Origin of the sequence: Escherichia sp. HH091_1A, from assembly GCF_030295175.1 — a bacterium.
Taxonomy (GTDB): domain Bacteria; phylum Pseudomonadota; class Gammaproteobacteria; order Enterobacterales; family Enterobacteriaceae; genus Escherichia; species Escherichia coli_F.
Genome location: NZ_AP025747.1, coordinates 1,334,058 through 1,346,223, shown reverse-complemented (window position 1 = coordinate 1,346,223; position 12,166 = coordinate 1,334,058). Strand labels below are relative to the sequence as shown.

15 protein-coding genes are annotated in these 12,166 nt (G+C 49.5%); 11 read left to right on the top strand and 4 right to left on the bottom strand.

Features of this window, described 5'->3' with window-relative positions; genetic code table 11:
* Nucleotides 1–10: 10 nt before the first annotated feature.
* Genes QUF14_RS06535 through rimJ form a run of 3 tightly spaced genes read right to left on the bottom strand, consistent with a single transcriptional unit; the run spans nucleotide 11 to nucleotide 2,178 of the window.
* Nucleotides 11–934 (bottom strand): Gfo/Idh/MocA family protein, encoded by a 924-nt coding sequence (locus tag QUF14_RS06535; protein WP_000736176.1) that lies wholly within the window; start codon nucleotides 932–934, stop codon nucleotides 11–13.
* Nucleotide 935: 1 nt separating this feature from the next.
* Entirely contained in the window at nucleotides 936–1,583 is a 648-nt protein-coding gene (locus QUF14_RS06530; protein WP_000877108.1) for a YceH family protein, read from the bottom strand.
* Between the two features lie 10 nt (nucleotides 1,584–1,593).
* Complete coding sequence (rimJ, locus tag QUF14_RS06525; protein ID WP_000468190.1) at nucleotides 1,594–2,178, bottom strand: ribosomal protein S5-alanine N-acetyltransferase; 585 nt, start codon at nucleotides 2,176–2,178, stop codon at nucleotides 1,594–1,596.
* 235 nt (nucleotides 2,179–2,413) lie between these two features.
* On the opposite strand from rimJ, the gene mdtH reads away from it, so the two are divergent.
* The 10 genes from mdtH to QUF14_RS06475 all read left to right on the top strand — a co-directional run bounded on the left by mdtH (nucleotide 2,414) and on the right by QUF14_RS06475 (nucleotide 9,841).
* On the top strand, nucleotides 2,414–3,622 hold the full coding sequence (gene mdtH, locus QUF14_RS06520) for a multidrug efflux MFS transporter MdtH (protein WP_286333487.1): 1,209 nt from the start codon (nucleotides 2,414–2,416) through the stop codon (nucleotides 3,620–3,622).
* Nucleotides 3,623–3,685: 63 nt separating this feature from the next.
* Nucleotides 3,686–4,333 (top strand): glutaredoxin 2, encoded by a 648-nt coding sequence (gene grxB / locus QUF14_RS06515; RefSeq protein WP_000780912.1) that lies wholly within the window; start codon nucleotides 3,686–3,688, stop codon nucleotides 4,331–4,333.
* Nucleotides 4,334–4,466: 133 nt separating this feature from the next.
* Nucleotides 4,467–5,027 carry a lipoprotein gene (locus tag QUF14_RS06510; RefSeq protein ID WP_001353288.1) on the top strand — a complete coding sequence of 187 codons (561 nt, stop codon included), beginning with the start codon at nucleotides 4,467–4,469 and terminating at the stop codon, nucleotides 5,025–5,027.
* Nucleotides 5,028–5,132: 105 nt separating this feature from the next.
* The gene (pyrC, locus tag QUF14_RS06505; protein WP_000126546.1) at nucleotides 5,133–6,179 is read left to right on the top strand and encodes a dihydroorotase; all 1,047 of its coding nucleotides are present in this window, start codon (nucleotides 5,133–5,135) and stop codon (nucleotides 6,177–6,179) included.
* 73 nt (nucleotides 6,180–6,252) lie between these two features.
* Nucleotides 6,253–6,498, top strand: a complete 246-nt coding sequence (gene dinI, locus QUF14_RS06500; RefSeq protein ID WP_001217754.1) for a DNA damage-inducible protein I — start codon at nucleotides 6,253–6,255, stop codon at nucleotides 6,496–6,498.
* Nucleotides 6,499–6,785: 287 nt separating this feature from the next.
* A complete protein-coding gene (bssS, locus tag QUF14_RS06495) occupies nucleotides 6,786–7,040 on the top strand; it encodes a biofilm formation regulator BssS (RefSeq protein ID WP_000414437.1) in 255 nt (84 codons plus the stop codon).
* A 114-nt stretch (nucleotides 7,041–7,154) separates the two neighbouring features.
* Nucleotides 7,155–8,273, top strand: a complete 1,119-nt coding sequence (solA, locus tag QUF14_RS06490; protein WP_000872830.1) for an N-methyl-L-tryptophan oxidase — start codon at nucleotides 7,155–7,157, stop codon at nucleotides 8,271–8,273.
* A 47-nt stretch (nucleotides 8,274–8,320) separates the two neighbouring features.
* A complete protein-coding gene (locus tag QUF14_RS06485) occupies nucleotides 8,321–8,434 on the top strand; it encodes a YceO family protein (RefSeq protein WP_001253418.1) in 114 nt (37 codons plus the stop codon).
* A gap of 261 nt (nucleotides 8,435–8,695) precedes the next feature.
* Nucleotides 8,696–9,262, top strand: a complete 567-nt coding sequence (locus QUF14_RS06480) for a cytochrome b (RefSeq protein ID WP_000011127.1) — start codon at nucleotides 8,696–8,698, stop codon at nucleotides 9,260–9,262.
* Nucleotides 9,263–9,265: 3 nt separating this feature from the next.
* Entirely contained in the window at nucleotides 9,266–9,841 is a 576-nt protein-coding gene (locus tag QUF14_RS06475) for a YceI family protein (protein ID WP_000749261.1), read from the top strand.
* A 41-nt stretch (nucleotides 9,842–9,882) separates the two neighbouring features.
* Here the strand turns inward: QUF14_RS06475 and trhO are convergent, their stop codons facing one another.
* A complete protein-coding gene (gene trhO / locus QUF14_RS06470) occupies nucleotides 9,883–10,935 on the bottom strand; it encodes an oxygen-dependent tRNA uridine(34) hydroxylase TrhO (protein WP_001354912.1) in 1,053 nt (350 codons plus the stop codon).
* Between the two features lie 224 nt (nucleotides 10,936–11,159).
* Here trhO and lpxL point away from each other — a divergent pair, with 224 nt between their 5' ends.
* Nucleotides 11,160–12,080: a kdo(2)-lipid IV(A) lauroyltransferase gene (gene lpxL, locus QUF14_RS06465; RefSeq protein ID WP_024211957.1), complete on the top strand. Its 921-nt coding sequence runs from the start codon at nucleotides 11,160–11,162 to the stop codon at nucleotides 12,078–12,080.
* Nucleotides 12,081–12,166 lie beyond the last annotated feature (86 nt).

Sequence of the window (12,166 nt, the reverse complement as noted above, 5' to 3'; positions counted from 1 at the left end):
GTTACAGGGTTTATTCACTCATCGCATCGCGCCAGATCTTGTCAACGATACGTTGCGCCAGCACGGCCTGTTCGCCGGCGGTTTGCGGAACTGTCTGATTTTGCACGCATTCAATGAAGTGCCGCGCACAGCCGACAAATCCACGTTGCTCAAGAGTACTCTGCCAACCAAGAATCGGTTTATGCACTACGCCCTGCCCGCGCTCCTCACGCCATTCGCGCATATCTGTAATATCGATGAGCGCACCGTCAGTCACGGCCTGCACGGCTTCACGCTGACTTCCGGCACGGCGATGCATACAGGTGGTGATCTGCAAAGGACCGGCCGAAAAATGGTGCTCGGCAAACAGCATTTCGCCAGCGTCATTAGTCAGTAGCGTACCGCCATCCAGAGAGGCTTTACCGCCCGACAACCACAGCGCGGTATCCACCACATGCAGATAATCATCCAGCAACGTGAAATAAAGATCGTGTGGCCCGACACTATTGCTACGATGTTTATCCATTCTTAGCGAGGCTGCGGTGGCGAGTTGCGTTTTTAACTCACCGTAGAGTGGTGCGAAACGACGGTTAAAACCGACCATCAACGTCAGTTTTTTCCGCGCCGCCAGTTCCACCAGCCGTTCAGCATCGCGCAGATTTTCTGCCAGCGGTTTATCGACACAGACATGTACCCCCGCATTGAGTAACATACTGACCACGTCAAAGTGGCTGGCGGTGCTGGAATGCACAAAAACTGCATCGCAACTAGCGGCAAGGCTGGATAACGAATCGGCATAAGGAATGCGCCAGCTGTCACAAATTGGCAAGGCTTTCGCGCGCGTAGGCGACCAGGCGCCTTGTAAGGTCCAGTCAGATGCTGCCGCCAGCACCGGCAACCACGCTTTTTGCGCGATGCTGCCTAATCCCACTACGCCGATACGTAATTTTTTCACTTTAATCTCCCAGATGGGCCAGCAACGAATCAAGACGCTGTTTCAGTTCTGCCACTTCAATTTCCAGGGTTTCGACGCGGGCCTGTAAATCACCGTTACCCACGTTCGACGTATCCGTTAGCGGCGGCTGTTCCTCAACATCACCACTGAAAAGATGCATGTAACGGCTTTCACGTTTACCGGGTTCACGCGCCAGACGCACAACAAAAGGGCCATCTTCGCGATTCGCCAGTTGTTCAAGCGTCGACTCCACTTCCGCCATATCGCTGAACTCATACATTCGCGCGGCGCGACTGCGCAGTTCTCCCGGTGTCTGGGCACCACGCAATAACAACGTGGTGATTAACGCCACTTCTGCGGCGCTCAGTTTCAGATCGCCAAATTCTGAATTACAAAAACGTTGCTCATATTTGGTGACCCGATTACCAAAACCGCTCACCGTGCGAAGATAATGACGTTTGACCAGGTTATCCAGCTGCTCCTGCACTTCAGATTCACTCAGATTCATGACCGGTTCACGGTTCGTTTTCTGATTACAGGCCGTTACTACACCATTTACTGATAGCGGGTATTGCTCCGGCGTAGTCACCTGTTTTTCCAGCAAGCAGCCAATCACGCGGGCTTCCAGAGCAGTAAGTTGATATTTCATCAGATTCTCCTTAGCGGCCAGGCGTCCAGTCTGGGGTGGTTAATGCCGTCAGAACATGATCGCGCCATTGTCCATCAATCAACAGATAGTTTTTCGCATAGCCTTCTTTTTCAAAACCCAATCGCGCCAGTAAATCACCGCTGCGTTTATTGTGCGGCATATAGTTGGCCATAATGCGATGAATATGTTGGGTGCGCTGCATATAACGAATAGCTGCGGTCAGGGCTTCAAACATGAGTCCTTTGCCCTGCCATTTTTGCCCAATCGAATAACCGAGATAGCAGGCATGAAAAGAGCCGCGAACAACATTGGAAAAATTGGCAACGCCAATAATCTCTTTTTCGTCCGGGTCGAATAAGCCAAAGTAGAAAGCTGAACCTTGTTTATGAAATTCGTTAATCATCCCCAGCCTGGCCTGCCATCCTGAAGGATAGCAGTGGCTTTCGTCGCGCACTGGCTCCCAGGGCTTGAGGAAATGGCGATTCTCTGCGTAATAATCCGCAAGACGCCAGGCATCACGATCATGCACCAGACGCACGACCAGTCGGTCAGTGGTTAAGCGCACTTTTGGCACGTTACTGCGATAGCCAAACATTCTATACCTACTCCTTCCCGTAACGTCTTTAATACGCTGTAAGTATTACTATACCTGCGCAACCAGACCCTGTGAAAAGTCCAGAATGCCATTTTCTGCATTATTCACATATTTGATAAAAACTCTCTATCAAAGCGACGTTTTGATAAAAAAATATTGTCCCCGAAGTGATGGGAAAAGTCTTAGCGGCAATGCAGAATAGAAAGTGCTCATCTTTTATTTCCCGGGAGGGGAAATGTCCCGCGTGTCGCAGGCGAGGAACCTGGGTAAATATTTCCTGCTCATCGATAATATGCTGGTCGTGCTGGGGTTCTTTGTTGTCTTCCCGCTGATCTCTATCCGCTTCGTTGATCAAATGGGCTGGGCCGCCGTCATGGTCGGTATTGCCCTCGGCCTACGCCAGTTTATTCAGCAAGGTCTGGGGATTTTCGGCGGCGCAATTGCCGACCGCTTTGGTGCCAAACCGATGATTGTCACCGGTATGCTGATGCGTGCCGCCGGATTCGCCACAATGGGTATCGCCCACGAACCGTGGCTACTGTGGTTTTCATGCCTGCTTTCGGGACTCGGCGGCACGTTGTTTGATCCTCCGCGTTCGGCGCTGGTGGTGAAACTAATCCGCCCGCAGCAGCGTGGCCGTTTTTTCTCACTATTAATGATGCAAGACAGCGCTGGTGCTGTCATTGGCGCATTGTTGGGAAGCTGGCTGTTGCAATACGACTTTCGCCTGGTTTGTGCCACAGGAGCCGTTTTGTTTGTGCTGTGTGCAGCGTTCAATGCGTGGTTGTTACCGGCATGGAAACTCTCCACCGTACGCACGCCCGTTCGCGAAGGCATGACCCGCGTGATGCGCGACAAGCATTTTGTCACCTATGTCCTGACGCTGGCGGGTTACTACATGCTGGCTGTACAAGTGATGCTGATGCTGCCAATTATGGTCAACGACGTGGCGGGCGCACCCTCTGCCGTTAAATGGATGTATGCCATTGAAGCGTGTCTGTCTTTAACGTTGCTCTACCCTATCGCCCGCTGGAGTGAAAAACATTTTCGTCTGGAACACCGATTGATGGCTGGGCTATTAATAATGTCATTAAGCATGATGCCAGTGGGTATGGTCAGCGGCCTGCAACAACTTTTCACTCTGATTTGTCTGTTTTATATCGGGTCGATCATTGCTGAGCCTGCGCGCGAAACCTTAAGTGCTTCGCTGGCGGACGCAAGAGCTCGCGGCAGTTATATGGGGTTTAGCCGTCTGGGTCTGGCGATTGGCGGCGCGATTGGTTATATCGGTGGTGGCTGGCTATTTGACTTGGGTAAATCAGCGCACCAACCAGAGCTTCCGTGGATGATGCTGGGCATTATTGGCATCTTCACTTTCCTTGCGCTGGGTTGGCAGTTTAGCCAGAAACGCACCGCGCGTCGTTTGCTGGAACGCGACGCCTGATTTGATACTCCCCCCTGACTCCTCCATACTGAAAGTGAACTGACAGCCAAATGGAGGAGTCACGTGAAGCTATACATTTACGATCACTGCCCTTACTGCCTCAAAGCCCGCATGATTTTCGGCCTGAAAAATATCCCCGTCGAATTACATGTTCTGCTCAATGACGACGCAGAAACACCCACCCGGATGGTCGGTCAAAAACAGGTTCCCATTCTGCAAAAAGATGACAGCCGCTATATGCCAGAAAGCATGGACATCGTTCACTATGTCGATAAACTCGACGGCAAACCGTTACTGACCGGCAAACGTTCGCCTGCCATTGAAGAATGGCTGCGCAAGGTCAACGGCTACGCCAACAAACTGCTGTTACCGCGTTTTGCCAAATCGGCATTTGATGAGTTTTCTACTCCCGCCGCACGCAAATATTTTGTCGACAAGAAAGAAGCCAGCGCGGGTAATTTTGCCGACCTGCTGGCCCACTCTGACGGTCTGATTAAGAATATCAGCGATGATTTACGTGCGCTGGACAAACTTATCGTCAAACCGAACGCCGTGAATGGCGAACTTTCGGAAGACGATATTCAGCTATTTCCGCTCCTGCGTAATCTGACGCTGGTAGCCGGAATCAACTGGCCAAGCCGCGTTGCTGATTACCGCGATAATATGGCGAAACAGACACAAATCAATTTGTTATCATCAATGGCGATTTAATCCTGACCCGCCGCGGCAGCCTGTATTCGCGGGTTGCCGCCGTTTTCAGTTTTTTCTGCTGGCGAGTTTATCGCTGGTGACACATGCTGCGTTGTGTCAGGATATTGACGCAGATTTCATGTCGAGGACTACCATGAACAAGTTTTTATTTGCCGCTGTATTGTTCGTCAGTGGCCTGCTCGTTGGCTGTAATCAACTCACCCAATACACCATCACCGAACAAGAAATTAACCAGTCGCTTGCGAAACATAATAATTTCTCAAAAGATATCGGTTTACCCGGCGTGGCTGACGCCCATATTGTTCTGACAAACCTGACCAGCCAAATTGGTCGCGAAGAGCCGAATAAGGTTACCCTAACCGGAGACGCCAATCTGGACATGAACTCCCTGTTCGGTAGCCAGAAAGCGACCATGAAACTGAAGCTGAAAGCGCTGCCTGTGTTTGATAAAGAAAAAGGCGCGATCTTCCTGAAAGAGATGGAAGTAGTCGATGCGACGGTACAACCGGAAAAAATGCAAACGGTGATGCAAACGTTGCTTCCCTATTTGAACCAGGCATTACGCAATTACTTTAACCAGCAACCTGCTTATGTCCTGCGCGAAGATGGCAGTAAGGGCGAAGCAATGGCGAAGAAACTGGCGAAAGGTATTGAAGTGAAGCCTGGTGAAATTGTCATTCCGTTTACTGATTAATCACGAGGGCGCATTTGCGCCCTTTATTTTTCGTGCAAAGGAAAACGTTTCCGCTTATCCTTTGTGTCCGGCAAAAACATCCCTTCAGCCGGAGCATAGAGATTAATGACTGCACCATCCCAGGTATTAAAGATCCGCCGCCCAGACGACTGGCACCTTCACCTCCGCGATGGCGACATGTTAAAAACTGTCGTGCCTTATACCAGCGAAATTTATGGACGGGCTATCGTAATGCCCAATCTGGCTCCGCCCGTGACAACCGTTGAGGCTGCCGTGGCATATCGCCAGCGTATTCTCGACGCCGTACCTGCCGGGCACGATTTCACCCCGCTGATGACCTGTTATTTAACAGATTCGCTGGACCCTAATGAGCTGGAACGTGGATTTAACGAAGGCGTGTTCACCGCTGCAAAACTTTACCCCGCAAACGCAACCACTAACTCCAGCCACGGCGTGACGTCGGTTGATGCAATCATGCCGGTACTTGAGCGCATGGAAAAAATCGGTATGCCGCTACTGGTGCATGGTGAAGTGACACATGCAGATATCGACATTTTTGATCGTGAGGCGCGCTTTATAGAAAGCGTAATGGAACCGCTTCGCCAGCGCCTGACCGCGCTGAAAGTCGTTTTTGAGCACATCACCACCAAAGATGCTGCCGACTATGTCCGTAACGGAAATGAACGGCTGGCAGCCACCATCACTCCTCAGCATCTGATGTTTAACCGTAACCATATGCTGGTTGGTGGCGTGCATCCACACCTGTACTGTCTGCCAATACTCAAACGCAATATTCACCAACAGGCATTACGTGAACTGGTCGCCAGCGGTTTTAATCGTGTATTCCTCGGTACGGATTCTGCGCCGCATGCACGTCATCGCAAAGAGAGCAGCTGCGGCTGCGCGGGCTGCTTCAACGCCCCAACCGCGCTGGGCAGTTACGCTACCGTCTTTGAAGAGATGAATGCTCTGCAGCACTTTGAAGCATTCTGTTCTGTAAACGGCCCACAGTTCTATGGCTTGCCGGTCAACGACACATTCATCGAACTGGTCCGCGAAGAACAGCAGGTTGCTGAAAGCATCGCATTGACTGATGACACACTGGTGCCATTCCTCGCCGGGGAAACGGTACGCTGGTCCGTTAAACAATAAAAATCGTAGCTTCCTGTTGTCATTAGGTTATTTTAACTGTATAAATAACCAGTATATTCAACAGGGGGCTATTATGCGAATTGAAGTCACCATAGCGAAAACTTCTCCATTGCCAGCGGGGGCTATTGACGCCCTGGCTGGCGAACTTTCCCGCCGTATTCAGTATGCGTTTCCTGATAATGAAGGCCACGTATCGGTACGTTATGCCGCAGCGAATAATTTATCGGTTATTGGCGCGACAAAAGAAGATAAACAGCGCATTAGCGAAATTCTCCAGGAAACGTGGGAAAGCGCCGATGACTGGTTTGTCAGCGAATAATATGCAGTGATTTTTTTTTGCCGGGTCGCCCCGGCTTTTTTATTTTACTTACGAATTTCGAGTACAAAATTTCTACACTTCCTCAAAATAATTGCACAATATGCTAAAAAAATATGAATGACATGCTGTTTTATTGTTCATATAAATCTTAAAAGCAAAAATTTATCTGTTCCCCCCTTTAAAAATTCGGTGAATACCCTTACTTATTGGTATACTGAAGTTGCTTCAGATAAAAACGCATTGAACCTCGAATAACGTTGTCTAGTAACACGAATTAGGGGGCCATGATGGAAAAAAATAATGAAGTCATTCAGACTCATCCGCTCGTAGGGTGGGACATCAGCACCGTTGATAGCTATGATGCGCTGATGTTGCGTTTGCATTACCAGACCCCAAATAAGTCCGAGCAGGAAGGGACTGAAGTTGGTCAGACGCTCTGGTTAACCACTGATGTTGCCAGACAATTTATTTCGATATTAGAAGCAGGAATCGCCAAAATTGAATCCGGTGATTTCCCGGTAAACGAGTATCGGCGTCATTAACATGACATGACCATCCACCCAAAAGGCACCTCACTGGTGCCTTTACCATTTCTGGGTTGTATATCTGCATTCAGTTAATTACTCTGCTTAAACCATGAGAGCAGAGAGAAAAAAATGAAATACGATCTCATCATTATTGGCAGCGGTTCCGTAGGCGCTGCCGCCGGGTATTATGCAACCCGTGCCGGTTTAAACGTGCTAATGACCGACGCCCATATGCCACCGCATCAACACGGCAGCCACCACGGCGATACGCGATTAATTCGCCATGCTTATGGTGAAGGCGAAAAGTATGTCCCGCTGGTCCTCCGCGCGCAAACGCTGTGGGATGAACTCTCCCGCCACAACGAAGAAGATCCCATTTTTGTACGCTCTGGCGTCATTAACCTTGGCCCGGCTGATTCCACATTTCTCGCCAACGTCGCCCACAGCGCCGAACAGTGGCAACTCAACGTTGAAAAGCTCGATGCGCAAGGGATTATGGCCCGCTGGCCGGAAATACGCGTCCCGGACAACTACATCGGCTTATTTGAGACTGATTCCGGCTTTTTACGCAGCGAACTGGCGATTAAAACCTGGATCCAACTGGCGAAGGAAGCGGGTTGTGCGCAGTTGTTCAACTGCCCGGTCACCGCAATTCGTCATGACGATGATGGCGTAACTATTGAAACCGCTGACGGTGAGTATCAGGCGAAAAAAGCGATCGTCTGCGCGGGAACATGGGTAAAAGATCTGCTCCCGGAACTGCCTGTCCAGCCCGTACGCAAAGTATTTGCCTGGTATCAGGCCGATGGTCGCTATAGCGTGAAGAATAAATTCCCGGCGTTTACCGGTGAACTGCTCAATGGCGATCAATATTATGGTTTTCCGGCAGAAAACGACGCGTTGAAGATTGGCAAACATAACGGAGGCCAGGTTATCCATTCAGCGGATGAACGTGTTCCGTTTGCGGAAGTGGCCAGTGATGGGTCAGAAGCCTTCCCGTTCTTGCGCAATGTATTGCCGGGTATCGGTTGCTGCCTGTACGGCGCTGCCTGCACCTATGATAATTCGCCTGACGAAGATTTTATTATCGATACTCTACCCGGCCACGATAATACACTGCTCATTACCGGCCTGAGCGGGCACGGTTTTAAATTTGCGTCAGTTTTAGGGGAAATAGCTGCCGATTTTGCGCAAGACAAAAAAAGCGATTTTGATTTGACGCCATTCAGGCTTTCCCGCTTCCAATAATCATCATTACGGCCTCCAGAATGAGGCCGTTTTTACAGGAGTATTTAATGCGTCGGCTGTTGCACTATCTCATCAATAATATTCGCGAGCATCTGATGCTTTATCTTTTTCTCTGGGGACTGTTGGCAATTATGGACCTGATCTACGTGTTTTATTTTTAGTTTTTCCGCACTGACATAAACTGACAAATATTTAATCTCCCTTTCATTTAGCGTGAAAAATTGAATGAGATTCTTCCTGCCTCTACAGCACTCACCAGACCTTCCAGATGCTGAACCCACTAAACTTATGAAGATTCTTTCATTATTAATTCAAAATTATTGAAATAAAAATAAATATCATTCAATTTGTTATTTTTGTGTTGCAATTCATTCTCCGACACGCCATTTTCTTTCTCTCGCAAATTCGTTTTGGATGCACTTATGTCATTCACAAATACCCCTGAACGCTATGGTGTTATATCTGCGGCCTTACATTGGCTAAGCGCAATTATTGTCTATGGCATGTTTGCTTTAGGTCTGTGGATGGTCACGCTCAGCTATTACGATGGCTGGTACCACAAAGCACCCGAATTGCATAAAAGCATCGGCATTTTGTTAATGATGGGGCTGGTTATTCGCGTTCTTTGGCGCTTCATATCTCCACCGCCGGGTCCGCTGCAAAGTTATTCGCCCATGACTCGTGTTGGCGCAAAGGCAGGACATCTTGCATTGTACCTATTGCTGTTCGCCATCGGCATCAGCGGCTATCTGATCTCCACTGCCGATGGTAAACCGATCAGCGTTTTTGGCTGGTTTGACGTCCCCGCGACCCTCGCCGACGCTGGCGCACAGGCTGACTTTGCCGGTGCCCTGCATTTTTGGCTCGCGTGGAGCGTCGTAGTACTGTCCGTTATGCACGGATTTATGGCCCTGAAGCATCATTTCATCGATAAAGACGACACTCTGAAGCGCATGCTAGGAAAGTCGTCATCTGACTATGGAGTATAAAAAATGAAAAAAAGCCTGCTTGGTTTAACCTTCGCTTCCTTGATGTTCTCTGCGGGTTCAGCGGTTGCCGCCGATTACAAAATTGACAAAGAAGGTCAGCACGCCTTTGTTAACTTCCGCATCCAGCATCTTGGCTATAGCTGGTTATATGGCACCTTTAAAGATTTCGACGGTACTTTTACCTTTGATGAAAAAAATCCAGCTGCCGATAAAGTGAATGTGACAATTAACACCACCAGCGTCGATACTAATCACGCCGAACGCGATAAACATCTTCGCAGTGCAGATTTCCTCAATACCGCAAAATATCCACAGGCAACATTCACCTCCACTAGCGTAAAGAAAGACGGTGATGAGCTGGATATTACCGGCGATCTGACGCTGAACGGGGTCACCAAACCCGTCACGCTGGAAGCGAAATTAATTGGTCAGGGCGACGACCCGTGGGGCGGTAAACGTGCAGGCTTTGAGGCCGAAGGCAAAATTAAGCTCAAAGACTTCAATATCAAGACAGATTTAGGTCCAGCTTCTCAGGAAGTGGACCTGATTATTTCAGTGGAAGGCGTACAGCAGAAGTAAGCGTGAAATGTTGCCGGATGACACGCATCCGGCAATGATATTTATTCTGTTGGATCAGGAATGCCCAGTGTTGTATTCAGACGTCCACGAGACTTATTAAAGATCTTATTGCCATTTTCACGTCCTGCCCGACGGCGTCGCTGTTCTTCTGGCGGTAACGCGCTTTCTTCGCAGCAAATCTCACTGCAACAACCTTTGTATTTTTCTGCACATACTGGACACTGAATAAACAGCAGGTGGCAGCCATCATTTTTACAGTTGGTATGGCTGTCGCACGGCGCACCGCACTGGTGGCAATGCGCGATAATCTCATCAGAGATACGTTCGCCCATCCGCTCGTCAAACACAAAATTTTTGCCAATAAAACGCACTGGTAAGCCCTGCTCGCGCGCCTTACGGGCGTATTCAATAATTCCGCCTTCGATATGCCAGACTTTATTGAATCCGTTATGTTTCATCCAGGCACTGGCCTTTTCACAACGAATGCCGCCGGTGCAGTACATAATGATTTTTTTATCTTTATGTTCCTGCATCATCTCGACTGCTTTTGGCAGCTGCTCACGGAAGGTATCTGCCGGAATTTCCAGCGCGTTTTCAAAGTGCCCCACTTCATACTCATAGTGGTTACGCATGTCGATAAACAGTGCATCGGGATCGTCAAGCATGGCGTTCACTTCTGCCGCTTGCAGATACTCACCAACATTACTGGCATCGAAGTGAGGATCGTCAATACCGTCGGCTACGATGCGATCGCGCACCTTCATGCGCAGTACCCAGAAGGATTTCCCGTCATCATCCAACGCGATATTCAGGCGTAAGCCATCTAAAGCCGGGTCGAAGCCGTATAGCTGTGCGCGAAATGTTTCAACATTGCTCGCAGGTACACTGATTTGCGCGTTAATCCCCTCATGCGCCAGATACACTCGCCCAAAAATATTCAGCGCAGTAAACAGCTGATATAAAGCGTCACGGGTCGCTTTCGGATCGGCGATGTGGAAATACTTATAAAACGAAATGGTGGTGCGCGGTTCGCGCTCAGCCAACATTTTGGCTTTCAGCGCGTCGTTGGAAATGCGGTTGTGTAACACTGGCATGGTGTACGGTTCCTGCGAGATGGGAAAGTAAAAATCCGCGGCATGATATAGCAATTATCGATAATTAACATCCACACATTTTACGCTACATTTGCGCATTAAAAATTATTTATTATTTACAAGCGCGGTAATTTCGCCCAGTCTTCAGTCACAAATTTTGGTTGCGGGCGAAAAAATGCGACAATACATACAATTGCCCGAATAGGTTGAAAAACAGGATTGATATGACGAATCTACCCAAGTTCTCCACCGCACTGCTTCATCCGCGTTATTGGTTAACCTGGCTGGGTATTGGCGTACTTTGGTTAGTCGTGCAATTGCCCTACCCGGTTATCTACCGCCTCGGTTGTGGATTAGGAAAACTGGCGTTACGTTTTATGAAACGACGCGCAAAAATTGTGCATCGCAACCTGGAACTGTGCTTCCCGGAAATGAGCGAACAAGAACGCCGTGAAATGGTGGTGAAGAATTTCGAATCTGTTGGTATGGGGCTGATGGAAACCGGCATGGCGTGGTTCTGGCCGGACCGCCGAATCGCCCGCTGGACGGAAGTGATCGGCATGGAACACATTCGTGACGTGCAGGCGCATCAACGCGGCATCCTGTTAGTTGGCATCCATTTTCTGACTCTGGAGCTGGGTGCGCGGCAATTTGGTATGCAGGAACCCGGGATTGGCGTTTACCGCCCGAACGATAACCCACTGATTGACTGGCTACAAACCTGGGGCCGTTTGCGCTCAAATAAATCGATGCTCGACCGCAAAGATTTAAAAGGCATGATTAAAGCCCTGAAAAAAGGCGAAGTGGTTTGGTACGCACCGGATCATGATTACGGCCCGCGCTCAAGCGTTTTTGTCCCGTTATTTGCCGTTGAGCAGGCGGCGACCACGACCGGAACCTGGATGCTGGCACGGATGTCCGGCGCATGTCTGGTGCCCTTCGTTCCACGCCGTAAGCCAGATGGCAAAGGGTATCAGTTGATCATGCTGCCGCCCGAGTGTTCTCCGCCGCTGGATGATGCCGAAACCACCGCCGCGTGGATGAACAAAGTGGTCGAAAAATGCATCATGATGGCACCAGAGCAGTATATGTGGTTACACCGTCGCTTTAAAACACGTCCGGAAGGCGTTCCTTCACGCTATTAAATCTCCCATGCCGGATGCTTCAAAATGGCATCCGGCATTACCACAGCAAATCCCCCTGATTTAGCGATAAAAGCTCTCTGGATTGC